Origin of the sequence: Micromonospora fluostatini (assembly GCF_050410825.1) — a bacterium.
GTDB classification, from domain to species: domain Bacteria; phylum Actinomycetota; class Actinomycetes; order Mycobacteriales; family Micromonosporaceae; genus Micromonospora; species Micromonospora rosaria.
This window is the reverse complement of the sequence record NZ_CP191251.1, coordinates 7,004,759-7,031,657: the sequence shown is the minus strand read 5'-3', so window position 1 is coordinate 7,031,657 and position 26,899 is coordinate 7,004,759. Positions and strand designations below refer to the sequence as shown.

Below are 26,899 nucleotides of genomic sequence, written 5' to 3'. Positions count from 1 at the left end.
AGGGCCCCTTCCTCTACCGGAAGCGTTAACAAGGGGCCCTTCCTTACCGGTCAGCGGCGGAAGTGGAACCAGTTGACGTTGACGAAGTCGGCGGGCTGGCCGCTGGTGAAGGTGAGGTAGACGGTGCGCCGGCCGGTCACCGACGACACGTTGCCCGGCACCGAGCGCCAACTCTGCCAGCCGCCGGTGTTGGCCACCGCGAAGCTGCCGATCGGTGGGCTGGTCGGGCTGTCCAGGCGTACCTCGACCAGGCCGCTGACCCCACCGGCCGCGCCCGACGCCACCCGGGCGACGAAGTCCCGGGGCGGGGTCGAGCCGAAGTCGACGTTGTCGAACCGGACCCAGTTGCCGTTGCCGACGGCGGCGATGTTCTGCCCGCCCTCGGAGCAGGCCTCGACGAGCACCCCGTTCTGCGCGTTGAACGACTCGGCCTGGATGGTCGAGTACGCGTCCCGCGCCCCGGTCGGCGGCGGGGTCGTGGTCGGCGGGGTGGTCGGGGGCGTGGTCGGCGGGGTGCCGCCGCCGCGCTGGTAGACCGCCACGTAGTCGACGAGCATCGGCCGGCCGGGGACGGTCGCGGCGGTCGGGGTGGTGAAGCCGGCGACGCCGTTCGGGAAGCCGCCGCCCATCGCCACGTTCAGCAGCAGGAAGTACCCGGCGTGGCTGGTCATCTGGCTCCAGTACGGCTCACCGATCTGGTTCTGGGTGACCGTGTGGTACTGCTGCCCGTCGACGTACCAGCGCAGTTGCTGAGGGCTGACCGAGGCGTCCCACTCGAAGCGGTAGGTGTGGAAGGCCGACTGGCAACTGCTGCCGGGGCAGGTACGGAAGTTGCCGATGCCGTTGTTCTCGTTGCACGGGCCGCCGGGCGCCACCCCGCAGTGCAGCACGCCCCACACCTGGTTGATCCCGTTGACGTTCTCCATCACGTCGAACTCGCCGATGCCCGGCCAGTTGTGGTAGTTCCCCCGGTACGGCGAGCCGAGCGACCAGAACGCCGGCCAGTAGCCGAGCGCGGCGTCCCCGGTGACGTTGGGCATCTGGAGCCGCCCCTCGATGGCCAGCACGCCACCGGCCGGGGCCTTGAAGTTGCTGCGGACGGTCTCGATCCGGGCCGAGGTCCACCGGCCGGCGGAGTCCCGCAGCGGGGTGATCCGCAGGTTGCCGGCGCCGTCGTGGCTGACGTTCGCGGTGCTGTTCGTGTACGTCTGGATCTCGCCGGTGCCCCAGTTGGGCGGGCCACCCGGGTAGCTGGTGCCGGTGTCGATGATCCAGTTGGCCGCCGAGGGCAGGGTGTTGGCCGCACCGGTGAAGTCGTCGGCCCAGACCAGGCTCCAGCCCGGAGCCGGGGCGGGAACGGCGGCGTTGGCGCTGACGGCGACGCCGGCCAGCCCGGTGGTGACGGTGGCGACCAGGGCCACGACCAGTCGCAGCCGGCGTCGCGGGGGCAGGGCGGCGGGGGCCGCCGGGGCAGGGGTCATGGGCATGCCTCTCAACGGGGACGGTTCGAGAGAGCGCTCTCTCAGAGGTTGTACGGAGCTTCCTCACATTTGTCAATATCGATCACGCGGTGGGCTGCGGTACCGGCCGCCGGAGCACCACCTGTTCCAGCGCGGTCCACGCCGTGGTGGTGACCAGGTAGAGCACCGCCGCCAACGGCAGCACCAGGGCGGCCAACACCGTCGCGTACGGCAGCAGGGGCAGCACCCGACCCAGCAGCGCCACCCCCGGCACCACCGTCGCCCCGTCCACGCCGGGCCGCCCACCCCCGCCTCCCGGGCCGCCCGCCGGCCGGTCGGTGCCGCCGGCACGGTCCACCCGCCGGTCGGTGCCGCCGGTGCGATCCGCCCGCCGGTCGGTGCCGCCGGGGTCGGCCGGGGCGATGCCGGCCGAGCCGGCGGCCAGCCCGCCGACCGGGTCACCGGTCGCCGCCGCGGCCCGGCGCATCCGCCGCGACGACCACCAGGCCAACGCGGTCAGCACCGCCAGGAGCACGCCGAACAGCGGCCCGGCGGCGCCGCCCCACCCGTCGGCGAGGCGGTGCCCGAGCGACACCCCGGCGACCTGCTCGGCCAGCAGGCTCCGCCCCGCGTCGGCGGTCGTGAAGAGCTGGTACATCAGGATGAAGAAGGGTGCCTGGAGCAGCGCGGGCAGGCAACCGGCGACCGGGCTGGCCCCGGCCGAGCGGTACAGCTCGACCAGTTCCCGCTGCTGGCGGGCCGGGTCGTCGGCGTACCGGTGGCGCAGGTCACGCACGGCGGGAGCGAGCGCCGCGCGGCGCCGCTCCCCACGTACCTGCGCGACGGTGAGCGGGGAGATCAGCAGGCGGACGGCGACGGTGAAGAGCACGATCGCGGCGGCGGTGGCGCCACCGGCGGCCAGCGGCTCCACCACGCCGGCCAGCAGGTGCACGGCGGCGCCGGCGGCGCCGACCGCGTGGTCGAATGGTGCGAAAGCGAGCATGGGTGACCCCTCGGTCCGATTCCGGGTCGTCCGATGTGGACGGTAAACGCGGGGAACCGGCCGCGCACGGCGGGAACTGCCCCGAGCCGGGCCCCGCCCCGACGCGCGTCGCCCGGATAAAACAGGCGACGTCGGTCGACCCGCACGACCGGCAGGCGGCGGGCAGCGGACTGGGGCTACGGGTTACGGGAGCGGTGGGCTACGCGGCCGAGGGGAGCGCCCCCGGTGCGCGGGGCCGGGGTCGGCCGGCCGCGTCGGGATCGACCTGTCGGGGCACCCGCCGTCGGCGGGACCGCTCCCGCAGCGCGATGCCGCGCCGGGCGGACCGACGCGGCCGGTCCGTGCCGGGACGGGCGGTGAGCAACGTGGCCAGCAGCACCGCCGCGACGACGGCGGCCCCGGCCAGGGCCTCGGCCGGCCGGTCCGCGAGCAGGGTCACCTGGGTGAGCAGGTACACCCAGGTGAGCAGCAGCATCCGAACCAGCACAGGGCCAGGCTACAACCGGCTGTCACCCCCGGCCGGCGGGCGGACCACCGCAACGACGACCAGCCGCCACCGACGCGGGCGAACCCGAGCGACACCGGCGACGTGGGCGAGGCGGGCGACGGGCAGACGGGGGCGACGCCGGGCGGCAGCACCGACATGTCGGCCGCACCGGACATGCCGGACAGACACGCCGGAGTCCGGGTTTCCCACGCCGACCAGCGCGGGTACCAACGCAGCGACGGCGGAGGGCCGTCGACGGTACCGAACGGACGGTGGTCACGATGCCAGGGCAGGTCGCGCAGGCGCCGGTGGAGACGACAGGGACGGCCCGATCCGCCCTGCTCACCGTCGGCGTCGAGGAGGAGTTCCTGCTGGTCGACCCGCACACCGGTGCCGCGGTGCCGGCCGTCGACCTGGTGATGGCGCAGGTGCCGGCGGAGCTGCGCGGGCAGGTCGAACGCGAGTTCCAGACCAGCCAGATCGAGATCGGCAGCCCGCCCGGCCTGGAGCTCTCCTCCATCCGGCACTCCCTCGGCGTGCTGCGGGCGGCGCTCGCCGACGCCGCCGAGCGGGCCGGCGTCCGGGTGCTGGCGATCGGCACCGGCCCCGTCGACGGCCCGGTCCCGCCGGTGGTCGACAAGCCGCGCTTCGACCGGATGATCGAACGGTTCCGGCTACTGGTCCCCGGGCCCGGCAACAACGGCATGCACGTGCACGTCGGCGTGCCGGACGCGGAGACCGGCGTGCAGGTGCTCAACCACGTCCGCCCCTGGCTGCCGGTCCTGCACGCGGTCACCGCCAACTCCCCGTTCAGCGCCGGCGTCGACACCGGGTACGCGAGTTGGCGTTCGATCGAGTGGGAACGCTGGCCCTCGGTGGCGCCCACCCCGTGGCTGGAGTCCCACGAGCACTACGAGCGGCTGATCCGGCAACTGATCGCCAGTGGCGTGATGCTCGACGAGGGGATGCTGTACTGGTACGCCCGGCTCTCCGCGAAGTACCCGACGGTGGAGATCCGCATCGGGGACGTCTGCCCGTCGGTGGACGACACCGTCCTGGTCGCCGCCCTGGTCCGGGCACTGGTCTCCACCGCCATGGCGGACATCGAGGCGGACCGCCCGGCCATCCGTACCGATCACCACCTGCTGGTGGCGGCGCACTGGCGGGCCGCCCACGACGGGCTGGAGGGCGACGGGGTCGACCTGACCACCGGTGACCTGCGCCCGGCCTGGACACTGCTGGACGACCTGGTCGACCGGCTCCGCCCGGCGCTGGACCGGCACGGCGACCTGACCGAGGTCACCGACCTGCTGGGCGCGCTGCGCCGGCACGGCAGCGGGGCCGCCCGGCAACGGGCCGTGTACGCCCGCACCGGCCGGCTCACCGACGTGGTCGCCGACGTCGCCCGCCAGACCCGCGGCACCTGAGTGCAAGGAGGGGCCCCCTGTTAACGCTTTCTGACTGGAAAGGGCCCCCTCCTAACAGGCGTGCCGGGCCGGGACCGGCACCGCGTGTCAGACTGAGCCGGTGGCGGAACGACTGATCGTGATCGGCGGGGACGCCGCCGGAATGTCGGCGGCGTCCCAGGCCCGACGGCGTCGGGGCCGGGACGACCTGGAGATCGTCGCCTTCGAGCGTGGTCACTTCACGTCGTACTCGGCGTGCGGCATCCCGTACTGGATCGGCGGCCTGGTGCCCGAGCGGGACCAGCTCGTCGCCCGCGCCCCGGAGACCTTCCGCGACGAGTACGACATCGACGTCCGGTTGCAGCACGAGGTCACCGCGATCGACCTGGACCGACGCGAGGTCGTCGCCCGGGACCTGGCCGGCGGCGGCGAGGTCCGGGCCGGCTTCGACACCCTGGTGTACGCCGTCGGCGCCACGCCCCGCCTGCCCGACTGGGCCCGGTCCGGGGTGGCCGGGGTCTTCGGGGTGCAGACCCTCGACGACGGCGCGGCGCTGCGCGACTGGTTGGAGGCCGAGCCCCGGCCCCGGCGGGCGGTGGTGGTCGGCGGCGGGTACATCGGCGTGGAGATGGCCGAGGCGCTCGTCCAGCGCGGGCTCGACGTGACCCTCGTCGAGCGGGGCGAGCAGCCGATGAGCACCGTCGACGACGACATGGCGGTGCTGGTCGCCGCCGCGATGCGCGGGGTGGGCATCGAGATCCGCACCGGCGTCGAGGTGACCGGCCTGACCGAACAGGACGGGCGGGTGTCCGCCGTGGTCACCGACGACGGGTCGTTGCCGGCCGACGTCGTGGTCCTGGGCCTGGGGGTACGCCCCAACACCGCGCTCGCCGAGGCGGCCGGCCTGCCGCTGGGCCCCAGCGGGGGCGTCCAGGTGGACCGCCGGATGCGGGTGCTCGGGGTGCCCGGCGTCTGGGCGGCCGGCGACTGCGTGGAGACCCTGCACCGGGTCAGCGGCCTGCCGGTGCACGTGCCGCTCGGTACGCACGCCAACAAGCAGGGCCGGGTGGCCGGGATCAACATCGGCGGCGGGTACGCCACTTTCCCCGGCGTGATCGGCACCGCCGTGACCAAGGTCTGCGAGCTGGAGGTGGGGCGGACCGGCCTGCGGGAGCGGGACGCCCACGCGGCCGGGTTCGAGTTCGTCTCCGTGGTCATCGAGTCGACCAACCGGGCCGGCTACTACCCGGGCGCCCGGCCGATGACCGTGAAACTGATCGCCGAACGGCCCAGCGGGCGGCTGCTCGGCGCGCAGATCGTGGGCTGGTCCGAGGCGGCCAAACGGATCGACGCCCTGGCCGTGGCGCTCTGGAACGGGATGACCGTGGACGACATGACGGCGCTCGACCTGGGTTACGCCCCGCCGTACGCGCCGGTCTGGGACCCGGTGCTGGTGGCCGCCCGGACGGCCGTCGACGCGCTCGCCACGCACAGCCGCTGACCGGGCCGCGGCCACGGATGCACCCGGGGAAGATGTCGGTGGGGGTGTTTAGGGTCGGCGGCGACTGATCAACCCCTCAGCGGAAGGTCCCGGCGATGGCCCAGGAGACGACGTACCTCGAACTGTCCGAGGCCGGCGGTGGCGCGCACAAGTTCTACGAGGTGGTCGTCGACGACACCACGCTGACGGTCCGCTACGGCCGCATCGGCGACTCGGGCCAGGTGAAGTCCACCGCCTACCCGGACAACGCGAAGGCCCGCGCGGCGGCGGCGAAGAAGATCGGGGACAAGGTCCGCAAGGGGTACGCCCCGGCGGTGCGCGGTGTCCGGCAGAAGCGCGCCGTCTCCCGCCGCCAGATCGTCAGCACCCGCTCGACCGCCCGGACCGCCCCGGTGCTCTGGCGGTACAACTCGGGCGCCCCGGCGTTCGGCATCTTCGTCGACGGCGAGCGGTGCATGGTCGGCAACGAGCGGGGCGTGATCACCACGCTGGACCACCAGGCCCGGGTGGTCGGGCAGGTGCAGCTCCCCGACGGGGTGAAGTGCATCGTCGCCGACGACGACTGGCTCTACGCCGGCTGCGACGACGGCAACGTCTACGACCTCTCCGGCAAGATGCCCCGGGTGGCGTACACCATCGCGCCGGACATCGACATCTACTGGCTGGACATCCACGACGGGGTGCTCGGCGTCTCCGACGCCGACGGCGGCATCGCGGCGGTCGACCACGAGGACGAGTTCCTGTGGCGGCGGGGCGGGCGCGGCAGCGCGGCGTGGATGGTGCGCTGTGACGCGGCGGCGCTCTACCACGGCCACTCGCAGGGAATCACCGGCTACGACTGGCGGACCGGGCAGGAGCTCTGGCACACCAGCACCGGGGCGGTGCTGTTCGGCTGGCAGGAGGCGGGCTCGGTGTTCGCCGGCACGGCGACCCGCCAGGTGGTCCGGCTGGGCAAGGACGGCCGTAGCGAGCAGGCCTTCCGTTGTGACGCGCCGGTCTTCTCCTGCGCCACCGCCTCCGACGGCCGGTACGTCTTCGCCGGGGACAACCAGTCCTCCATCTACTGCTTCGACGCGGCCGGCAACCGGCTGTGGAAGCTCGGCACCGGCTGCGGCTCGGCGTACTCCATGCAGTACCACCAGGAGAAGCTGTACGTGGTGACCACCAGCGGCCAACTGGCCTGTGTGGACGCCAGCGAGCCGGCGATCCGGGCCGCCGAGGCGGGCGACGTGCCGAAGCCGGTCGACATCAAGGCCCCGACCACCGCCCCGGTCCCGGCGGCGCCGACGGTGGTCGAGGTGACCACCGACACCAGCGCCGGCGTGATCGTGGAGTGCGTGACCGAGCAGGGCCGGCTGCGGATGCACGTGTGCTCCGACGGTTTCCGGCGGGACTGGTCGGTGCAGTTCCCCAAGGGCATCCGCGAGGTGGGTGCCCGTTACCTGGTCAGCGAGATCCGGGAGTCCGGCCGGGGCGGCTTCTACCGCGCCTACGGCGACATCCGCCGGCTGCGCTGACACCGGCCCACCACGACGTCGACCCCGCCTGGCACGGTGACCCGCCGGGCGTGGAAACCGCTGTCGCCCGGCCCGCCGGTGGTCCACGATGGCCGGATGGACAGCACGGTGGAGCCACCGGCCGGGCTCGACGGGACGGTGCCCGCCGGGTTGGACTGGATGCGTCAGGTGCCCGCCGGGCGGGCCTGGCTGGCCGAGCTGCCCCGGCTGGTCGCCGAGTGCGCGCGGCGGTGGTCGCTGCGGCTCGGTCCGCCGTTCCCGTACGCCATGGTGTCGCTGGCGCTGCCGGCGTACCGGCCGGACGGGACGGCGGCGGTGCTGAAACTCCAGTACCCGGACCCGGACAGCCGGCACGAGGCAGCGGCCCTGGCCGCCTGGGACGGCACCGGGGCGGTCCGGCTGCTGGCGTACGACGCGGACCGGCGGGCACTGCTGATCGAGCGCTGCGAACCGGGCACGCCGCTGTACCGGTTGCCGCTGGAGGAGGCGCTCGACGTGGCGGCGGGCCTGCTGCCCCGGCTCTGGCGGCCGGCCCGCCCCGAGGCGGTGGCACCGATCGGGTCGCTGGCCGAGGAGGCGACCGGCTGGCTGATTCAGTTGCCGGTGCAGTGGGAGCGGGCCGGCCGGCCGTACGAGCGACGGCTGCTCGACGTGGCCTGTGACCGGCTGGCCGGGCTGGTCGGCACCCAGGGCGAGCAGGTGCTGGTCAACCAGGACCTGCACGCCGGCAACGTGCTCGCGGCGACCCGCGAGCCGTGGCTGGTGATCGACCCGAAGCCGCTGGTCGGCGAGCGGGAGTTCAGCGTGGTGCCGCTGGTCCGGGGGCCGGAGCTGGGGCACGGTCCGGCGGTGGTCCGCCGCCGGCTGGACCGGCTCACCGCCGACCTGGGGCTGGACCGGGACCGGGTGCTCGGCTGGACGATCGGCCAGACGCTGGCCTGGAGCACCACCCCCGACCTGGTGATCCCCACCCACCTGGAGGTGGTCCGGTGGCTGGTCGACGAGGTGTGAGCCGGGCCGGAGCGCCGGACCCGCGCCGGCCCGCCCCCGCCGCCGACGCGTCGGGGCACCACCGGGCGCGGCGTCAGCGCTGACAGGTGGGGCACCAGTAGAGGTTGCGGCCGGCCAGGGTGCCCCGGTGGATGCCGGTGCCGCAGACGTGGCACGGCTGCCCGGGGCGACGGTAGACGTACACCTCGCCACCGTGCCGGTCGACCCGGGGCGCCCGGCCGGTGACCTCTGGCAGGTGCGCGGGGCGGACGGTGTCGATCCGGCCGTGCGCGACGGCGGCGGTCATCAGCCCGACCAGGTCGGCCCAGAGGTCCCGCCACCCGGCCGGGGTCAGCTCCCGACCGGGCCGGGTCGGCGGCAGCCCGGCCCGGAACAGCGCCTCGGTGACGAAGATCAACCCCGTGCCGGCCACCACCGACTGGTCGAGCAGGAGGGCGGCCAGCGGCGTCGAACTGCGCGCGATCCGGGCGTACGCCCGCGCCGGGTCGGCGTCGGCACGCAGCGGATCGGGGCCGAGCCGTGCCCGCAGCGCCCGTACCTCGGGTGGGGTGAGCAGTTCGCAGGCGGCCGGGCCGCGCAGGTCGAGCCAGTGCCGGTCGCTGGTCAGCCGCAGCCGGACCTGCCCCACCGGTTCCGGGGGCTCCCCGTCGCCGTCGGTGACCTTGCCGTACAGCCCGAGGTGGACGTGCAGGCTCAGCTCACCGGCGTAGTGGTGCAGCAGGTGCTTCCCGTACGCCTCAATCTCCTCCAGCACGGTGCCCGAGAGCCGGGCGGCGCCCTCGGCGAACCGACCCTGCGGGCTGGCGGCGAGCACCTTGTCCCCGGCGAACAGGTCGCCGTGCCGCGCCGCCAGACGGTGAATGGTGTGACCCTCCGGCACGGCGGCAAGCGTATCGCGACAGCCGCGCCGCGATCCGCGCGGAACGCGCCCGCGACTGTCGGGGAAGCAACCGGCACCACGCCACCGCCGACGTCGCCTCCGCTGCGGACGGGGAGCGGGCAGGTGGTTCAATGGCGGGCCGGTGCCCGGCGACGGGCACCACCGGGCGCGGTGAGGGACGGATCTCCATGTCGGATGCGGTACGGAACGCGGTCGTGGTCGGCAACAGCGACGGGATCGGGCTGGCGCTCACCCGCCGGCTGCTGGCCGACGGCTGGCGGGTCGCCGGCTTCTCCCGGCGGGCGGTCGACCTGACCGAGCCGGGGTACGCCCACCACACCGTGGACGTGACCTCGGCGGACTACCCGCAGGTGCTGGGCCGCGCGGTGACCGACCTCGGCCGGGTCGACCTCTGCGTCTACGCCGCCGGCGTCGGCGAGCCGGTCGACGTGACCGACCTGACCACGCAGACCCATGCCGTCGAGGTGAACCTGATGGGCGCGGTACGGACCGTGGCGGTGGTCGTACCGGTGATGGTGGCGGCCGGTTCCGGGCACCTGGTCGGGCTGTCCAGCCTCGCCGACCGGATGGTCTCCCCCGAGGCGCCCGGGTACGCCGCCGCCAAGGCCGGGCTGTCGACGTACCTGCGGGGCCTGTCGGCGGCGCTGCGCGGGCACGGCGTGCGGGTCACCACCGTGCGGTTCGGGTTCGTCGACACCAAGATGGCCAAGGGACCGGTCCGGCCGTTGATGCTGTCGGTCGACCGGGCGGTCGAGATCCTGATGAACTGCGTCCGGACCCGTCCGGTGCAGGTCTCCCGCCCCCGCCGGATGGCCCTGCTCACCTCGGCCCTGGCCGGCCTCACCCGGCTCTCGTCGCGCGCCCGACGCTGACCCGCCCGGCATCCGTCGGGCACCGTCGGCCACGGCGGGCCGCGACGTCGCCGGGGCGTCACCCGGTCGGGTGGTCGGCGCGGCCGGGGTGTCAGCGGAATGCCGGCTGGGTACCTCGCTGGGTGTTACCGCGTGGCTGCCGAGTGACGCTCTCCGGCGCTGGCCGCCCCGCGCTCATCAGGAGGTGGAGCATGAGGATTCCTTCGCTGTCGCGCCGGACCGAACCGGCCCCGGCGGGCGACGAGAACGGCGACGGGCGGGTCGACGCGGCGGACCGCGCGACCGCCACCGCGACCGCACCCCCACCCGCAACCGCACCCGCGCGCACCACCGAGACCGACCAGACCCTGGATCTCGACCGGGAACGCACCGCCGAGCGGCCGCTGCCTCCGCCGCCCGCGCGCCGGACGGCGTTGACCGACCGGGTACGCCGGTCCGCACCGCCACCCCCGCCCCCGCCGGCCACCGAGCGGAGCACGCCGGCCACCGACCGGGACGCGTCGACCGTCGAACGGACCGCGTCGACCACCGACCGGGACGCGCCGGCCCCGGAGCCGACCACCGACCCACGGCCCGCCCCGGTGGTGGCCGGAGCGAAGCCCCGGGCCAGTCTGCTCGCCACCCTCGGCCTGGTCGTCGGGGTGGCCGGCGCGCTCTTCGTGCTCACCGGCACCCTCGCCGGGTACGGCATCGGGCTCGGCGCGGCCGGCGCCGTGCTCAGCGTGCTCGGCCTGGTCGCCACCCGCCGCCGGCACGTGGCCGGCAAGATGGACGCGCTGCTCGGCATCGCGTTCGGCCTCGGCGCGGTGGTGGTCGGCATCCTGGCGATGACCGGCCTGTACGCCTGGCCCAGCACCGACGGCGACTGGGTGCTGCGGCTCCGGGAGTGGCTTGACTCACAGTTTGTCGGTCGTTTCTGACGGGCACATATCGGCTCGCCGGTGGTTCACCGGCGGCAGGCCCGGCCAGCCGGTGGTTCACCAGCGAGGGCACACCCTTCTCGGGGGGCGGCGACGGAGCCGCCCCCCGAAGCATGTCCGGGTCCCGCACCGCCTTCCGCCCGGCCGGACGCGACGCGCCGTCGGCGCAACGAATCGCAGAACCGGCCCGGGGAGACGCAACGATCCGCCGGTGCACGCAAGTGTCAGCGGTGGATGCCGTCGCCGGGTGCCGCATAGCGTTGAGTGACGGCGCCAGCCCGTGGGCCGACGGTGGCCGGGCGCGCCCGAGCCTGGGAGCAGGGACAGTGACGATGGACGCCATCCGCCAGCGCTATCTGATGTGCCGGCCGACGTACTTCGCCGTGGACTACGCGATCAACCCGTGGATGGACCCGACCACGCCGGTCGACACCGACCTCGCGGTCCGGCAGTGGGAACGGCTGCGCCGCACGTACCTCGACCTGGGCCACGAGGTCGAGCTGATCGAGCCGGTGCCCGGCCTGCCGGACATGGTCTTCGCCGCCAACGGCGGCACCGTGATCGACGGTACGGCGATGGCCGTGCAGTTCCGCGACCCCCAGCGCGCCGACGAGGCCCCCGCCTACCGGGCCTGGTTCGAGGCGGCCGGCTTCACGGTGGCCGACCCGAAGCACGTCAACGAGGGCGAGGGCGACCTCCTGCTGGCCGGCGACCACCTGCTCGCCGGCACCGGGTTCCGTACCGCGCACGCCGCGCACGCGCGGGTGCAGGAGGTCTTCGGCTACCCGGTGGTCACCCTGCACCTGGTCGACCCGCGCTTCTACCACCTGGACACCGCGCTGACCGTGCTCGACGAGCGGACCGTGGCGTACCTGCCGGAGGCGTTCTCCCCCGGCAGCCGGGCGGTGCTGCGCCGGCTCTTCCCGGACGCGGTGCACGCCACCATGGCCGACGCCGAGGTGTTGGGGCTGAACGCGGTCAGCGACGGCCGGCACGTGGTGCTGCCCGTCCAGGCCGTCGACCTGGCCGCGAAGCTGCGTGACCGGGGGTACCGGACGATCGGGGTCGACCTGTCCGAGCTGCGCCGGGCCGGCGGTGGACCGAAGTGCTGCACACTGCGACTCCGTCAGGGGAGGGCCGACACGTGATCGTCGACGACAGGCTGCGGACGCCGGACGCGGTCCGCGACGCGCAACGCTGGACCGCGCACAACTACCACCCGCTGCCGGTGGTGATCTCCTCCGCCGAGGGCGCCTGGCTCACCGACGTGGACGGTCGGCGGTACCTGGACTTCCTCGCCGGGTACTCGGCGCTGAACTTCGGCCACCGGCACCCCCGGCTGATCGCCGCCGCGCACGCCCAGCTCGACCGGTTGACGCTGACCAGCCGGGCGTTCGTGCACGACCAGTTCGCCGACTTCTGCCGGGAGCTGGCCGAGCTGTGCGGCAAGGACCTGGTCCTGCCGATGAACACCGGCGCCGAGGCGGTGGAGACCGCGATCAAGGTGGCCCGCAAGTGGGGCTACCGGGTCAAGGGGGTACCCGACGGGCAGGCCACCATCGTGGTCGCCGAGGGGAACTTCCACGGGCGGACCACCACCATCGTCGGCTTCTCCACCGACCCGGACGCGCACGACGACTTCGGGCCGTACACCCCGGGTTTCCGGATCGTGCCGTACGGCGACCTGGACGCGCTGAGCGCCGCCATCGACGACACCACCGTGGCGGTGCTGATCGAGCCGATCCAGGGCGAGCAGGGTGTGGTGGTGCCCCCGGAGGGCTACCTGCCGGGCGTCCGCCGGGTCTGCACCGAGCGGGACGTGCTGCTGCTCGCCGACGAGATCCAGTCCGGGCTGGGGCGGACCGGGGACACCTTCGCCTGCGACCACGAGGGCGTGGTGCCGGACATGTACCTGCTGGGCAAGGCGCTCGGCGGCGGCATCGTCCCGGTCTCCGCGGTGGCCGCCGACGCCGACGTGCTCGGGGTGCTCCGGCCGGGCCAGCACGGCTCCACCTTCGGCGGGAACCCGCTGGCCTGCGCGGTGGGTACCGAGGTGGTCCGGCTGCTCGCCACCGGCGAGTTCCAGCACCGCTCGACCGAGCTGGGCGCGCGGTTGCACGCCGGCCTGCACGAACTGGTCGGCGAGGGCCTGGTCGCGGTCCGGGGCCGGGGCCTCTGGGCCGGGCTGGACATCGATCCGGCGCTGATGACCGGCCGGCAGGCCTGCGAACGCCTCGCCGAGCGGGGCGTCCTCGCCAAGGACACCCACGGCTCCACCATCCGCCTGGCCCCGCCCCTGGTGGTCACCGAGGCGGAGATCGACGAGGCGCTGAGCCGGTTGGCCGCCGTCCTGGCCGGCTGACCCCCGGTACCGGCGGCGCCCCCGCCCCGATCCGGGCGGGGGCGCCGTCGCACACCGGTCAGGCGCGGCGTGGATCAGGCCGGCGTGGGTCAGGCGCGCGGGGGTCAGGCGCGCGGGGGTCAGGCGTTGGGCAGCCGCATCGCCATCGTGGGCGCCTCCGCCATCACCGAGGCCGGGGTGATGGGCGCACCGCTGGCCAGCTCGCCGGGACGGCCGACCTGCACACCCGGGTACAGCTCGACCATGTCCCCGCCGTCGAGGATCCGGGACTGCCGGGGCTTGAGCGGCTGCCGGTCGGCCTCGTCCATCGACCCGCCCGGCCGGATGCCGGAGCCGTTGGTGCTGACGTCGGTGACGATCACCTCGCCGGCCCGCAGCTCGAACTGGAGGTGGCTGCGGCTGATCCAGCGCCGGGCCTCGTCGTTGAGCCACTGCCCGAGGGTGACGCCGCCGGGCTGGTCCGGCGCCCGGCCGACCTGGACGGGCTGGTCGGCGGTGAGCACGAAGCGCCGCCGGATCAGGCCGCCGACGCTGACCGCCAACACCTCGGCACGGGGCCGGGGGCCGGCGTCGGAGAGCCGGGCGCCGTGCCGGGGGCAGGTCGGCACCCCGTTGCGCAGGGACGGCGGTGGCTGGCCGGCCGGGGCCCGGTCCACCCGGGCCAGGTCGGCGAAGGCCCCGCCGCCACCCCCGCCGCCGAACAGCGCGCACCCCGGCTCGGGGCAGCGCCACTGCCGGGCGAGCAGCTTCTCGCCGACCGGCGAGGGCTGGCCCTCCACCGGTACGGTCGCGGAGCCGACGTGGGCGACGAACGCCGGGCCACCCGGCCCCGGCACCGGGGCGAGGATCCGGCCGGGCTGCTCGACCACCCACGGGTACCGTCCCCGCAGCCCGTCGAAGCGCCCCCGGCTGAGCACCGGCAGGCCGAGCAGGTCGGCCACCTCCAGCATCCGGTCGCCCGGGTTGTCGAGCACCTCGACCAGCCCGTCGTCGGCCCAGCGGCGGACCACCATCCGCTCGTTGGAGGTCAGGTCCGCGTCGGAGAGCACGGCCCGGTGCACCACCGCGTAGACCGGGACGCTGTCCTCTTCGAGCTGCCGGGAGAGGGCGTCGATGATCATCCCCAGCCGGAGCAGGTTGGCCGGCCGGCCACCATCGAGATCCTGGTACCGGATGACCTCGGCCAGGTCGATCACGGCCCGCGCCAGGGACGGGTCGGTGCAGACCCGGCCCTCGATCGCGTCCAGCACCTTGCTGATCTCGAACCTCACCGAGCACCTCCGATGATCTCGTCGATCCGTCGCGCCAGCTCCAGGTCACGGACGGTGACCCGGTCGACGGAGTGGGTGACACAGCGGAACGTCACGGTGCGCCACCGGATGTCGATGTCGGGATGGTGGCCCAGTTCCTCGGCCACCACGGCGACCCGGTCGACCACCGCGACGGCGGCCGGGAAACTCGCCAACTCGACGGTCCGGCTGATCCCGGCCGGGCTTCCCGACCAGTCCGTCAACCGGCCCAGCTCGTCTCGTACCGCCTCGGCGGTGAGCGCGTCTGCCATGGGGAGACCCTACCGGTGCAGGTCGGGGCGGTGGTCGCCACGCCGGTCCGGGCTGGTCAGCGGTGGTGACCGCCGGGTGGGCGGGGTGGCCGGCGACCGTCGCCGGGCCGCCGTCGCCCGGTGGCTGTCGCACCGCGCCGTTACCCTGGCGGTGACCCGGCCGGGGCCCGTTCCGGGCGGCCCGGCCCACCCTGCGCGAGGAGAAATCCCAGTATGAAGACTCGACGGCTGGCGACCACGGGGGCCGCACTCGTCGCCGCGTTCGGTCTCACCCTGACCGGCTGTGGCACCGACGGGACGTCGGACACGCCGGCCGGCACCGGCGAGGCGGCCCCGGCCGCCAGCTCCGCCCCGGCGGACGCCCGCGCCGAGCTCAGCGCGGCGGCGCTCAAGCTCAACGAGGACAGCCTCCGGGTCAAGATCACGTCGTCCGTGCTCAGCGGTGGCGGCGTGATGGACCCGAAGTCGAAGAGCGCCGACATGACGATGGAGATGGGTGGTCAGGGCACGTTCCGCATGATCACCATCGAGAACGACGGTTACCTCAAGTTCTCCGGCGTGCCGGGGCTGCCGGACAAGTGGCTGCGCCTCGACGTGACCAAGCTCGGCGCGAACGGCCAGCTCAACCTGATGCCCGACGGCGACCCGGGCGGCGCCCAGCAGCTCGTCAACGGCGTGGTCGACGTCGAGAAGACCGGTGCCGACAGCTTCTCCGGCACCATCGACTACACCAAGGCCAAGCCGGGCGACAAGGCCGTCGAGCAGATGGGCGAGAAGGGCAAGGCGGTGCCCTTCACCGCCAAGGTCGACGGCCAGGGCCGCCTGGTGGAGCTGGTGGTCGACACCAGCGTCCTGCACGAGTCGCTGGGCACGATGACCACCACGTACTCGGACTTCGGCACCCCGGTGGACGCGCAGAAGCCCCCGGCCGGCGAGACCCAGGACGCCCCCGAGGAGCTGATCCGCTCGTTCAGCGGCACCACCACCTGAGCGACACCGACGGCGGTACGGGCGGGGGTGGCACCGGACGGGTGCCACCCCCGCCGCCGTACCCGCAGCCGACCACCGGACCGCGGGTCAGCTCATCCGGCCGACGGCGGAGCGGAGCCGGGACAGGTCACGCCGCCGCCGCTCGTAGGTGGCGGCCACCGAGATCAGCACGATCCCGCCCAGGCCCAGGTAGATCCACCGGGGCAGCAGGTCCCAGCCCCGCGCCAGCTCGTGCAGGGTCAGCAGGGTCAGCGTCACCGCGCCCAGCACCACCGGCGCCTGCCAGCGCCGGACCGCCCCCACCAGCACCACGGCGAGCGCGGCGAGCCCGAGCCCGAGCCGCCGCCAGGGCTGCGGGTCCGCCACCACCAGCGCCGGGACCAGGCTCGGCAGCAGCGCGGCGGCCAGCCCCGGACCGAGGGCGAGCCAACTCGTCAGCCCCGTTCGGCAACGCAGCGCCACCGTCCCGAAGGCCAGCGCCAGCACCGCCGCCGGCACCGTGTACGCCTCCACCAGCAGCACCTCGCCGGCGATCAGCAGCAGCCAGGCGCCGAGCAGTTCGCTGCCGCCCGCGACGCCCGCGAAGACCCACCGCCGGCCGGCCGACCCGCCCGGGACGAGCACCCGGACGGCGACCGCCGTTCCCCAGAGGACGCAGACCACGGCGGCGTGCCGGATCGCCCCGACGGTGAGCAGCAGCGCGAGCCCGGCGGCGGCCTGGGCCAGCACCTCCAGCACCCGGGCCGACAGCGGCTGCCAGCGGGCCAGCACCGGTGCGGTGGCGAGCGCCAGCACCGCCACCGCGAGCACCGCGAACGCGGTCGTCCGCAGCGGCAGCCCACCGGCCAGCGCGGCGGTCACCGCGAACCCGACGGCCGACGGTACGGCCACCACCCAGCCGAGCACCCGCACGGCGTCGGACCGGGCGGCCACCCCGACCGCCAGCGCCGCCCCGATCACCACGCCGGTACCGGCCAGGGTGCCGGCCCGGGTGGCGAGCAGCCCCAGCAGCCCGGACCCGGCAGCCACCAGCCCCACCGGCAGCGCGCCGGCCACCAGCGCCGGGTACGGCCGGACGAGCGCCACGACCAGCAGGGCGGCCGTCCCGAGGAGCAGCACCACGGCCGGCACGACCGGCCAGGGGGCACCGACGGCGGTCAGCAGCACCGGCACCGCGAACGCCGCGAACGGCCAGGCGAGCAGCAGCCGGCCACGCCGGCCCCGGCCCGCCAGCAGGGCGGCCACCGCCAGCACCAGCAGGGCGAGGGCCACCGGCAGGTTCCCGGTGCCCGGCCGGCCCGCCGGAGCGCCGGCCCAGACGGCCGACGGCGGCCCGTACGGGACGACCAGCGCGCTCACCGCGGCCGGCAGGGCCACCAGCACCGCCACCGCCAGCAGCACCAGCCCCGGCGCGCGCAGCAGCGGGTCCGGACGGAACCCCGGCGCGGCCAGGACCACCAGCAGGACGCCCAGCGCGGCGTAGAGCGACACCGGCTCGTCGGCCGCAGGCACCACCGCCACCAGCCCGGCCAGCGTCACGGCGACCGCGTACCCCACCGAGGCGTACCCGCGCAGGTCCGGCCACCCGCGACGGACGGCGACCAGGGCGACCGCCGCCAGCCCGACGGCGGCGACCAGGAACCGGGCCTGCCACCAGGGCGGCACCCCGGCGGCGAACGCCCCCAGCGGCACCGCCAGCGGCGCGGCGACCAGGGCCACGGCCAGGCCCACCCCGGCGATCCCCCGCTGAGCGGCGCTGCCGGACCGGCCCCGCGACGCCAGCAGCAGCCCGGTCAGCGCGGTGACCGCGAGGGCCAGCGCCGCGCCGGCCGGCGCGGCCAGGGCCACCGGGAGCGCGTGCCCGACCAGGACCGCCCCGGCGCTCGCCAGCGGCACCGCCACCCCGGTCCGGGTACCCGGCCGCAGCACCGCGGCCAGCAGCAGCCCCACCCCGGCGACCAGGTCGAGGGTCACCACCAGCGGCCAGGACGTCGGCCCGACGGCGGGCAGGGCGAGCACGACGAGCGCCCCGGCGGCCACCCCGAGGCCGAACCAGCCGCCACGGGGCAGGAGCAGCCCCCACGCGACCGCACCGAGCAGGACGGCCACCGGAAGCTGCCAGCCCCAGGTGAGGTCCGGACCGGAATCCGCGCCCCGCCACCACAGCATCGACCGGTGCACGGTGGCCGCGGCGAACACCACCGTCGTCAGCGCCGTCACCAGGGCGGTGCTCCCCGCCACCACCAACGCGCCGACCCGGGGGCCGGTCCGCCAGCGCTCGGGTACCAGCCGGACCGCCCCGGCCAGGCCGACGGCGACCAGCACCACCGCCAGCAGGGACAGCACGGGCCACTGCTGCACCACCGGCCGGAGGATCACGGCGGCCAGCACCGGCACCGCCAGCCCGGCGGCGGTCACGGCGACACCCCGGCTCCGCAGGGCCGGCGCGGCGGCCCCCAGCGCCGCCACCACCAGCAGCAACGGCAGCCCGGCCAGCGCCGGGACCCCGAACGCCCGCCCCTCGGCGAGCGGCACCAGCGCGCACCCGACGGCCACCGCCAGCACCACCGCGTACCCGAGCCCCGCGACCACCTGCCCGACGATCCGGGCCGGCCGGTGCGGCGGATTCGCCCCCGCACCCGCATCCGGTGGGCCGCTCTCCGGGGCCCGGTCGCGCAGCACCGTCACCACCACCAGGTTGAGCAGGGCGGTGCCGAGGAAGACCAGGGTCCAGCCGGTGGCCGAGGGCCGCGCCTCGGCGGCGAGCAACGGCAGCACCGGTTGGCCGGTCAGCAGCGCCCAGAACCACGGCCCGGTGAGCCCGCTGAGCCGGGCGTACCCGGCGGCGAAGGCCACGCCGACCACCCCGACCAACGCGGTGTACCGGGTACCCGGCCAGGCGGTGACGCCGAACAGGTCGACCGCCCAGGCGGCGTACCCGTCGAGGAGCACCAGCAGCAGTCCCACCGCGGCCAGCGTCTCCGCCGTGCCGCGCAGCCGGCGCCGGGCCGCCACCAGCGGCAGGGCCAGCACGAGCGCGGTGACCGCGGCCAGGATCAGCGCCCGGCCGACGACTCCCACCGCCGCCCAGGCGACGGCGGTGAAGACCACCGCGGCGGTACCGAGCAGGAGTCCACCCAGGACGAAGAGCAACCCCTGCACCGCCCCGCCGGAGATCTCCACCCCACCGGGCGGCGGCACCGCGCCCGGCGGCACCTGGGCCGGGGGGATCGGCCCCGGGACGGCAGGGCGCACGGCGGGTGCCGGGGCGGGGTGCCGGGGGTCGACCGTCGGGTACGGCCGGCCCGGGGCCGGTACCTCGGCCCGGACCCGGGCCGCCAGGTGGGCCCGCCGGTTCCGGGCGTCCGCCAGCCGGGCGGCGAGGTCCCGGTACGCGCGGTGGGCCTGCTCGACCTGCCGGCCGAGCCCGTCGATCTCCCCGTCCAGCCGGATCACCTCGGCGGCCAACGGGTACGGCGGCCGGCCGCAGCCGGAGCAGCCGACGCGCAGGTCAGCCGGTGCGCCGCAGGCGGGACAGGGGTAGCCGGTCGGGTCCACCCGGCCATCCTCGTGGCCCGACCCCCGCCCTGACCAGAGTGCGGGTACTCAGGGCCGGGTGTGCTCGACCACCCAGGCGGCGTACTCCGGGTTGCCGCTGCCCACGGTCGTGACCAGGATCTCCGGCACCTCGTACGGGTGGTTGGCGCGGAGTTGGGCGACGAGCGCGTCCACCCGGTCCGGCGCGGTCTTGAACTGCACCGACCACTCGGCGGTGGTCTCCACGTTGGACTGCCACCAGTACGTGCTGTCCACCTGCCCGCCGACCTGGGCGCAGGCCGCCAGCCGGCCGGCGACCGCCGCAGCGGCCAGCACGTCCGCCACCGAGCGGGCGTCCACCACCGTCGTCACCACGCTGATCTGCTCCACGGCAGAACCCTACGCGTCACCGTCGCGGTTGGCCGCGATCCAGTCGTCGATCCGCCCCCACCAGTCGTACAGCCAGTCGATGCGCTCCTGCCGCCCGGCCGGGATCTCCTCCGGCGGCACCGACCAGAAACGCATCGCGATGCGCTTGTCCATGGGCAGCTCACGCCAGACGTCGGCGACGGTGAGCATCTGGTCCAGGCCGGTGTGCGCCACGAAGATCACCCCGGCGTCGGGGGCCGCGTCCAGCGCGGCGAGCATCCCACCGGGTTGCGGGGCGAGCACGTGCTGCATCCGTTCGGCCCGCAGCGCCATCCGTTCGTGGCCCCGGGCACGGAGCCGGGCGATCGCCCTCAACCGGCGGCGCGGGGTGAAGTTCCCGCCCTCGGGGAAGATCACGAACGCGTCGTTGTCGTCCAGCCCGACGGCGAGGTGGCCGATCTGCTCGACCACCGAGCCGCGACCGTCCGGGTCGGGGGCGATGAACCGGCTGGGCAGCCGGTTGAGCAGCACGTCGATCGCCGGGTCCCACTGCAGGGCCGCCTTGAGCACGATCCGGGGCTCCCGGGAGAACCAGTTCACCAGCGCGTGGATCAGGATGAACGAGTCCCCCGGGCCGGCGTGCCGGCAGAGCACCAGCTCGGGCCGGCCGGGCAGCGCGGTGTCCGGGTCGGTGCCGACGATGTCGATGCTCAGCCGCAACGTCCAGCGGGCCTGCCAGAACAGCACCCGCAGGAACGCCCCGGCCAGCACGTAGTGCGCGCGTTGGAAGGCCGGGGCCCGGTTGCGCAGGCCGAAGCCGGAGCCGACCCAGAGCCCGAAGAGGGCGATCAGCGCCACCGCGTCCCAGACCAGGTACACCGTGCCGATCCAGAGCAGCCGCAGCGGGCGCAGCCGCCCCGGCACCAGCGGGGAGGCCGCCGCGGCGACGAACGCCCAGGCCGGCAGCGTGGTCACCACCAGGAACGCCAACAGGACGACGCCCGGGGCCAGCACCAGCCGGCGGACCCAGCGCGGGGGCAACGGCATCAGCGCTCCAGGTTCGCCAGGTACCGCCGGGACGCGGTGTAGGCACGGCTGATCCGCCGCCCCACCGCCGCCATGTCCCGGTACGCCCACGGGGTGTCGTCGCGGGGCTCCAGCCCGCCGGTGGGCAGCACGTGCACCTCCACCCCGGCGGGGAGGGCGGCCATCTCCCGGGCGAACCGGTGCCGGCGGGCGATCTCGAACGCGACCTGGGCGATCTCCCAGGGCCGGCGGGGCGGGGTCAACTCCCGTTCGATCCGCCCCACCTGGAGGACGAAGATCCGGCCCGCCCCGGCGGCGACCGCCTCGCCGATCGGGATGGAGTTCACGATGCCCCCGTCGACGTAGTGCTGGTCGTCGATCTTGGTCGGCGGCAGCAGCCCCGGTACGGAGGCGGAGGCGAGCACCGCCGGCACCAGCGGCCCGCTGTCGAACCAGTGCTCGGCGGCGCGTTCGATGTTCGCCGCACAGCACTTGAACGGCACCCGCAGGTCGGCGAAGGTGACCCCCTCCCCCAGCTCCTTCTCCAGCAGCCGGCGCAGCGGGCGCGGCGAGTGCAGGTGGGTACGCGCGGCGAACCGGCGCAGTTGCCGGGCCACCGAGTCGCCGTACACCTCGCTCGCCTCCGGGGAGGCCCAGAGCCGGACCAGCCGGTCGGTGACCGCCTCGGTCGGGTCGGCGGCCACCAGGGCACCGTTGACCGCCCCGATCGAGGTGCCGAGCACCAGGTCGGGCTGGATCCCGGCGCGGAACAGCGCCCGCAGCATGCCGACCTCGACCGCGCCGAGCACTCCCCCGCCGCCGAGCACGAACGCCACCGGACCCTGAACCATGTCGTTCATCCTGGCACGGCCGGAAAAGGGCCCTGGCCGGTGCCCGGGGCCCTGGTGTGCGCGGGCACACCGGACGTTCCGGGTGGACCCGTCCGGTGCCGGGACGGCCAGACAGGTCCGGCGCTTTCGCGTCGATCACGGGACGAACCGGCCGTTGACAGCCCCGACACATTCGCGCAACCTGATACCGCCCCCACCCCCAGGCAGGTGCGAACACTGATGGCGACACTGCAAGCCGGCAGGTTGCTGGCCCGCAGGTACCGACTCGTGGACCAGATCGGGTCCGGTGGCATGTCGGTGATCTGGCGTGCCCGGGACGAGGTGCTCGACCGGGTCGTCGCGCTGAAGGTGCTCGCCCCGTCGCTCGCCGCCGACGCCCGGTTCCGGGACATGGTCCGCGAGGAGGCCCGCGCCGCCGCCCAACTGGTGCACCCGCACGTGACCTCGGTGCACGACTACGGCGAGACGCTGGCCCCGGACGGGACGATCACCTCGTTCGTGGTGATGGAGCTGCTCACCGGCGAGGAGCTGGAGGACCGGCTCACCGAGGGGCCGCTGCCGTGGTCGGAGGCGGTGGAGATCGGCGCCCAGGTGGCCGACGCGCTGGCCGCCGCGCACCGGCTCGGCATCGTGCACCGGGACATCACCCCGGCCAACGTGATGATGACCCGGGTCGGCGCGAAGGTGCTCGACTTCGGCATCGCCACCCAGGTCGGCGCTCCGGACGAGGACGAGGACGGCGGCACCTTCGGCACCCCGGCGTACGTCGCCCCGGAACGGCTGGACGGGGCCCCCGCCCAGCCGGCCACCGACATCTACTCCCTCGGCGTGCTGCTGTACGAGACCCTGACCGGGCGGGTGCCCTACCCGGCCGACACCTGGGAGGAGCTGAGCGAGGCCCTGGCCTCCGACACGACCCCGCAGGTGCTCGACGTGCCCGGCCTGCCGCCCGAGGTGGCCCGTACCTGCCTGCGCTGCCTGGCCCGGGAACCCCTGGACCGGCCGACCGCGGCGCAGGTCGCCGCCGCGCTGCGGGAGCAGCTCCTCCCCGCCGACCCGCAGGCCGCCACGATGCTGGCCCCGACCGTCACGCTGCCCTCCATCGTCACCGTGCCGGGCGCCGCCGCACCACCGGTACCGGCCGCTCCGGCGCCCACCGGCGTCCCGGCACCGACCGGTACGCCGACGCCGGCCAGCGCGACGGCACCGGTCGGGGCGGCGACGCTGGCCGGGACGACGGGGCCGACCGGTACGACGGTGCCGCGTAACGGTGCCACCCCGGTCGGTCCGTTCGGGCACGGCCCGGTGGACGCGGGTGCACCGGGCGAGGACGGGCGGGCCCACCCGACGGGTCGTGCGGCCGGACCGACGGCCCCTCCGGTGGTGGTCGGTGCCGCAGCGGCACCGCCGGGCTCGCTGGACCACCCGGACGCCGACGACGAGCCGGGCGCGGAGGGCCGTCGCGGGCCGGGCCGGCGTCGCTCGTCGGAGCGCCGGGTGCCGATTCCGCTGGTGCTCGTGGGCCTGATCGTGGTGGTGACCGGGGCCACCCTGCTCGTGCCGGCGCTCATCCAGGAGTCGGACCCACCGCCGCAGGTGCTGCCCACCCACCAGCCGGCCGAGGAGCCGCCGCCGTCGCTGGCGCCGAGCAGCCCGGCGGCGTCGGCGTCGCCGTCCGCGCCGGCCGCCAGCGTCCCGCCGTCACCGGCGACGACACCCAGTCGGACGGCCACCTCCGCGCCACCGACCCGGAGCACCCCGTCAGCACCGGTGGTGGACCCGGCGAACCTGGTCGGGCAGCTCATCGACGAGGGCGTGGCCTCCGGCGACATCCGCGACGACGTGGGCACGGACCTGCGCAACCTGATGCGCAACCTGAGCTACGACAGCGATCCGGAGACGTTGGCGGCGGCGGTGAACTCGGTCCGGGGGAAGGTCGCCGAGCGCCGCCGGGAGGGCAGCATCACCCCGGCGTACGCCCGTGAGCTCGACGCCGCGATCGCCCGGCTCGCCACCGCGCCCCTCTGACCGCCGGCCCCGTCGCCCACCGCTGACCGTCGTCCCGGTGCCGGTCGCCCCTGCCGCCGGTCGTCACCAGCCGGCGACGCGGGCCGGTTCCCGGGCCGCCACCGAGGCGGCGAGGAAGCTCCGGTACACCGCCGTGTAGCCGAGCGCCATCCGGTAGGTGGAGAAGTTCTCCGCCACGTGCGCCACGCACTCCGCCGGGTCGATCCGGGTCACCGCCCGCAACGCGCCGGGCAGTTCGTCGGGTTCCGCGCAGATCAGCCCGGTCCGCCCCGGCCGGAGCACCTCCGGTACGGCACCCCGGTCGAGCGCCACCACCGGCGTACCGGTCGCCATCGCCTCGACCATCACCATGCCGAACGGCTCCTCCCACTGGATCGGCATGATCAGGCAGCGGGACTCCACCAGCAGCCGCAGCGCGGCCTCCCGGTCGGCGTTGAGCACCACCCGCACGTCCGGGCCGAGCATCGGCTCGACCACCTGCTCGTAGTACCGGCGTTCGGCCGGCTCGGTGCACTTGCCGGCGAGGGTCAGCGGCAGGCCGGCGGCCCGGCACGCCCGGATCGCCAGGTCCGGACCCTTGTCCGGGCTGAACCGGGCCAGCCAGAGCACCGGCCCGGTACTCGGCACGGACTTGCGCGGCACGTCCCGGGTCTCGAACGCGTTGTGCACCGTACCCACCCAGGGCAGCCCGGGGTTGGCCCGGCGCTGGGCGTGCGAGATGGCCACCAGGCCCACCCCGTGGTCGGTGTCGCTGAGCACCTGGCCGTACTCGCCGACCGGATTGCCGTGCACGGTCGCCACCGTGGGTACCGCGCGCCGGCCGGCGACCAGTGGGCCGATGGTGGTGTGGTCGTGGACCACGTCGAAGTCCGCCGGGCTCACCAACTGGCGTACCCGGGCCAGGTGGGCCAGTTCGGGCAGGGCCTCGCCGAGCCGGTCGAACTGGAGGTCGCTCGCCGTGGAGACGAAGTCCGCCGGCGTGCCGTGCTGCCGGCCGGCGCCGAACAGCGTCACCCGGTGCCCGCCCCGGACCAGCGCGTCCACCAGGGCTGCGACCACCTGTTCCAGACCGCCGTAGCCGGGCGGCGGGACCGACAGCCACGGCGGGACCACCATCGCGATGCGCAGCGGCGCCTCCGGTGCCCCGCCGGACTGACGGTGGTCTGCGGCCACGAGCCCCTCCCCGCTGGTCCCCTGAGCGCGTGACCGGCGGCATTCCCCGTACCACCAGCGGTAAACCGGGCCCACCCACGCAGAAGGCGGCGGGTGACGGGCCGACCCCCTCGGCCCGTCACCCGCCGCCCGGTCGAGGGGCGGGTCCGCGTCCGCCTACGACTCGGCCAGCGTGACGGTGACGGTGTTCTCGTTGCCGTCCCGCTGGTACCGCACCTCGACCCGGTCACCGACCTTGCGCGCCTGGACCGCGCCGACCAGGTCGCTGGAGCCGTTGACCGTCGTGTCCCCGAAGCGGGTGATCACATCACCCTGCCGGAGACCGGCCTGCTCGGCGGCGCTGCCCGGCAGCACCGAGGCGACGAGCGCACCGCCGTTCTGGGCCTCGGCCACACTCACCCCGAGGCTGGCGTGGCTGACCTTCTCGCCGCGCTGGAGCTTCTCGGCGACGTCCTTGGCCTTGTTGCTCGGGATGGCGAAGCCGACCCCGATGTTGCCGGTGCCCTGCCCGGCGGTGAAGATCGCGGTGTTGATGCCGATCACCTCGCCCCGGGTGTTGACCAGGGCCCCGCCGGAGTTGCCCGGGTTGATCGGGGCGTCGGTCTGGAGCAGCCCGGAGATCGAGGCGGCCCCCTGCTGCGGGTCCTGCTGACCGCCGCCGGCCCGGATGGTCCGGTCCCGGGCGCTGAGGATGCCCGCGGTGACCGAGCCCTGCAGGCCCAGCGGGCTGCCCAGGGCGAGCACCTGGTCACCGACCTGCATCGCGTCGCTGTCGCCGAAGGTCGCCGCCTTCAGGCCGCTGACACCGCTGGCCTTCAGCACCGCGAGGTCGCTCTTCGGATCGGTGCCCACGATGCTGGCCTGGGCGTTCTTGCCGTCGGCGAAGATCACCCGGACGCTGTTGGCGGAGCCGGACGCGATCACGTGGTTGTTGGTGAGCACGTACCCGTCGGCGGTCAGGAGGACGCCGGAGCCCTCGCCGCTGTCGGTGGCGATGGAGACCACGCTGTCCTGCACCGACGCGGCGATCCGGGGCAGGTCGGCGCCGTTGATCACCGGCGCGGCGGAGTAGGTGCGGGTGATCCCGCCCCCGCCCACCGCGAGGGCGAGCGCGCCACCGGCCAGCCCGGAGCCGAACATCAGCGCCACCACGGCGATACCCGCGACGACGTACCGGCCGGCGCGGCTCGGCCGGGGCGGGGGCCCCTGGGCCCACGGCGGCACCGGCTGACCCGGGTGGCCTGGCTGACCGGGGTGAGCCGGCTGACCGGGCTGGCCCGGCTGGCCGTACCCGGCGCCGCCCGGCTGGTAGCCCGGGGCGCCGTGCTGGCCGTAGCCGGCCGCGCCCTGCTGGCCGTACGGCGCACCGTAGGCGGGACCGGCGTTCGCCCCGGCCCAACCGCCGCGCTGCCCCGGCGCCCAGGGGCTGGGCTGGTACGCCCCGCCCGGGCCGGAGGCCGGGTACGGCGGGGCGGACGGGGTCGAGCCACCGGGGTGGTACCCACCCGGCCGGTACCCCTCACCGGAGCCGGCACCGGTGGACGGGCTGGCGTCGCCGGCCGGCGGGCCGGGCTGACCCGGACCGGCGGCGGTCGGATCGGGCTGGCCTGCGGCGGCGGGCCGACCACCATCGGCGGCGGGGGCGGCGGGCTGGCCGCTGTCGACGGGGCCGGCGGGCTGGCCGCTGTCGGGGGTGGGAGCGGCGGGAGTGGCCGGGGTGGTGCCAGGGGGACCGTAGGACGGGGGCGGGGTGCCACCGGCGGGGGTGCCGGGGGTGGACCCGGCGGCGGCCGGGTCGGAGTGCCCGTGGTCGACACGGGGCAGCTCGGCAGTGCGGGGCGACGGCTCGGCGTCGGCGGGAGCCGGCCGCCGCTGCGGGTCGGACTCGTACTCGGTCATGACTACACCTTGCCCCGTCGTACTG

At 75.2% G+C, this 26,899-nt stretch carries 22 protein-coding genes; 10 read left to right on the top strand and 12 right to left on the bottom strand.

The window, feature by feature from the left end; genetic code table 11:
- Positions 1–50: 50 nt before the first annotated feature.
- The 3 genes from ACQUFX_RS31485 to ACQUFX_RS31475 all read right to left on the bottom strand — a co-directional run bounded on the left by ACQUFX_RS31485 (position 51) and on the right by ACQUFX_RS31475 (position 2,950).
- Positions 51–1,481, bottom strand: a complete 1,431-nt coding sequence (locus tag ACQUFX_RS31485) for a carbohydrate-binding protein (RefSeq protein WP_428963762.1) — start codon at positions 1,479–1,481, stop codon at positions 51–53.
- Positions 1,482–1,563: 82 nt separating this feature from the next.
- Positions 1,564–2,463 carry a YidC/Oxa1 family membrane protein insertase gene (locus tag ACQUFX_RS31480; RefSeq protein ID WP_428963761.1) on the bottom strand — a complete coding sequence of 300 codons (900 nt, stop codon included), beginning with the start codon at positions 2,461–2,463 and terminating at the stop codon, positions 1,564–1,566.
- Positions 2,464–2,662: 199 nt separating this feature from the next.
- Positions 2,663–2,950 carry a DUF6412 domain-containing protein gene (locus ACQUFX_RS31475; protein ID WP_428963760.1) on the bottom strand — a complete coding sequence of 96 codons (288 nt, stop codon included), beginning with the start codon at positions 2,948–2,950 and terminating at the stop codon, positions 2,663–2,665.
- A gap of 281 nt (positions 2,951–3,231) precedes the next feature.
- Here ACQUFX_RS31475 and ACQUFX_RS31470 point away from each other — a divergent pair, with 281 nt between their 5' ends.
- The 4 genes from ACQUFX_RS31470 to ACQUFX_RS31455 all read left to right on the top strand — a co-directional run bounded on the left by ACQUFX_RS31470 (position 3,232) and on the right by ACQUFX_RS31455 (position 8,385).
- Complete coding sequence (locus ACQUFX_RS31470) at positions 3,232–4,377, top strand: carboxylate-amine ligase (protein ID WP_428963759.1); 1,146 nt, start codon at positions 3,232–3,234, stop codon at positions 4,375–4,377.
- 100 nt (positions 4,378–4,477) lie between these two features.
- A complete protein-coding gene (locus ACQUFX_RS31465; RefSeq protein ID WP_428963758.1) occupies positions 4,478–5,857 on the top strand; it encodes an FAD-dependent oxidoreductase in 1,380 nt (459 codons plus the stop codon).
- Between the two features lie 95 nt (positions 5,858–5,952).
- On the top strand, positions 5,953–7,374 hold the full coding sequence (locus tag ACQUFX_RS31460; protein WP_428963757.1) for a WGR domain-containing protein: 1,422 nt from the start codon (positions 5,953–5,955) through the stop codon (positions 7,372–7,374).
- A gap of 96 nt (positions 7,375–7,470) precedes the next feature.
- Positions 7,471–8,385 (top strand): aminoglycoside phosphotransferase family protein, encoded by a 915-nt coding sequence (locus ACQUFX_RS31455; RefSeq protein ID WP_428963756.1) that lies wholly within the window; start codon positions 7,471–7,473, stop codon positions 8,383–8,385.
- 73 nt (positions 8,386–8,458) lie between these two features.
- Here the strand turns inward: ACQUFX_RS31455 and ACQUFX_RS31450 are convergent, their stop codons facing one another.
- Positions 8,459–9,265 (bottom strand): Fpg/Nei family DNA glycosylase, encoded by an 807-nt coding sequence (locus ACQUFX_RS31450; RefSeq protein ID WP_428963755.1) that lies wholly within the window; start codon positions 9,263–9,265, stop codon positions 8,459–8,461.
- Positions 9,266–9,453: 188 nt separating this feature from the next.
- Between ACQUFX_RS31450 and ACQUFX_RS31445 the strand changes: the two genes are divergently transcribed.
- The 4 genes from ACQUFX_RS31445 (at position 9,454) to rocD (ending at position 13,440) form a co-directional block, all read left to right on the top strand.
- Entirely contained in the window at positions 9,454–10,158 is a 705-nt protein-coding gene (locus ACQUFX_RS31445) for an SDR family NAD(P)-dependent oxidoreductase (RefSeq protein ID WP_428963754.1), read from the top strand.
- Between the two features lie 191 nt (positions 10,159–10,349).
- The gene (locus ACQUFX_RS31440; RefSeq protein WP_428963753.1) at positions 10,350–11,078 is read left to right on the top strand and encodes a thrombospondin; all 729 of its coding nucleotides are present in this window, start codon (positions 10,350–10,352) and stop codon (positions 11,076–11,078) included.
- 332 nt (positions 11,079–11,410) lie between these two features.
- Positions 11,411–12,226, top strand: a complete 816-nt coding sequence (gene ddaH, locus ACQUFX_RS31435; RefSeq protein WP_428963752.1) for a dimethylargininase — start codon at positions 11,411–11,413, stop codon at positions 12,224–12,226.
- Positions 12,226–13,440, top strand: a complete 1,215-nt coding sequence (gene rocD / locus ACQUFX_RS31430; protein ID WP_428967136.1) for an ornithine--oxo-acid transaminase — start codon at positions 12,226–12,228, stop codon at positions 13,438–13,440. The genes ddaH and rocD overlap by 1 nt, the downstream gene beginning before the upstream one ends.
- A 119-nt stretch (positions 13,441–13,559) precedes the next feature.
- Here rocD and ACQUFX_RS31425 read toward each other — a convergent pair whose 3' ends face one another.
- Positions 13,560–14,711 carry an FHA domain-containing protein gene (locus ACQUFX_RS31425; RefSeq protein WP_428963751.1) on the bottom strand — a complete coding sequence of 384 codons (1,152 nt, stop codon included), beginning with the start codon at positions 14,709–14,711 and terminating at the stop codon, positions 13,560–13,562.
- Complete coding sequence (locus ACQUFX_RS31420) at positions 14,708–15,001, bottom strand: 4a-hydroxytetrahydrobiopterin dehydratase (RefSeq protein WP_428963750.1); 294 nt, start codon at positions 14,999–15,001, stop codon at positions 14,708–14,710. The genes ACQUFX_RS31425 and ACQUFX_RS31420 overlap by 4 nt, the downstream gene beginning before the upstream one ends.
- A gap of 213 nt (positions 15,002–15,214) precedes the next feature.
- Between ACQUFX_RS31420 and ACQUFX_RS31415 the strand changes: the two genes are divergently transcribed.
- On the top strand, positions 15,215–15,991 hold the full coding sequence (locus ACQUFX_RS31415) for a hypothetical protein (protein WP_428963749.1): 777 nt from the start codon (positions 15,215–15,217) through the stop codon (positions 15,989–15,991).
- Positions 15,992–16,078: 87 nt separating this feature from the next.
- Here ACQUFX_RS31415 and ACQUFX_RS31410 read toward each other — a convergent pair whose 3' ends face one another.
- Genes ACQUFX_RS31410 through ACQUFX_RS31395 form a run of 4 tightly spaced genes read right to left on the bottom strand, consistent with a single transcriptional unit; the run spans position 16,079 to position 21,774 of the window.
- Positions 16,079–19,549, bottom strand: coding sequence for an SCO7613 C-terminal domain-containing membrane protein (locus ACQUFX_RS31410; protein ID WP_428963748.1), 3,471 nt, complete (start codon positions 19,547–19,549; stop codon positions 16,079–16,081).
- 48 nt (positions 19,550–19,597) lie between these two features.
- Positions 19,598–19,918 (bottom strand): divalent-cation tolerance protein CutA, encoded by a 321-nt coding sequence (gene cutA, locus ACQUFX_RS31405; RefSeq protein WP_067374386.1) that lies wholly within the window; start codon positions 19,916–19,918, stop codon positions 19,598–19,600.
- 9 nt (positions 19,919–19,927) lie between these two features.
- Positions 19,928–20,944, bottom strand: a complete 1,017-nt coding sequence (locus ACQUFX_RS31400) for a 1-acyl-sn-glycerol-3-phosphate acyltransferase (protein WP_428963747.1) — start codon at positions 20,942–20,944, stop codon at positions 19,928–19,930.
- Positions 20,944–21,774 carry a patatin-like phospholipase family protein gene (locus tag ACQUFX_RS31395; protein ID WP_428963746.1) on the bottom strand — a complete coding sequence of 277 codons (831 nt, stop codon included), beginning with the start codon at positions 21,772–21,774 and terminating at the stop codon, positions 20,944–20,946. The genes ACQUFX_RS31400 and ACQUFX_RS31395 overlap by 1 nt, the downstream gene beginning before the upstream one ends.
- A gap of 219 nt (positions 21,775–21,993) precedes the next feature.
- Here ACQUFX_RS31395 and ACQUFX_RS31390 point away from each other — a divergent pair, with 219 nt between their 5' ends.
- On the top strand, positions 21,994–23,802 hold the full coding sequence (locus ACQUFX_RS31390) for a serine/threonine-protein kinase (RefSeq protein WP_428963745.1): 1,809 nt from the start codon (positions 21,994–21,996) through the stop codon (positions 23,800–23,802).
- 63 nt (positions 23,803–23,865) lie between these two features.
- Here the strand turns inward: ACQUFX_RS31390 and ACQUFX_RS31385 are convergent, their stop codons facing one another.
- Positions 23,866–24,918, bottom strand: coding sequence for a glycosyltransferase family 4 protein (locus ACQUFX_RS31385; RefSeq protein WP_428967135.1), 1,053 nt, complete (start codon positions 24,916–24,918; stop codon positions 23,866–23,868).
- 213 nt (positions 24,919–25,131) lie between these two features.
- Entirely contained in the window at positions 25,132–26,874 is a 1,743-nt protein-coding gene (locus ACQUFX_RS31380; RefSeq protein ID WP_428963744.1) for a S1C family serine protease, read from the bottom strand.
- Between the last annotated feature and the right edge of the window lie 25 nt (positions 26,875–26,899).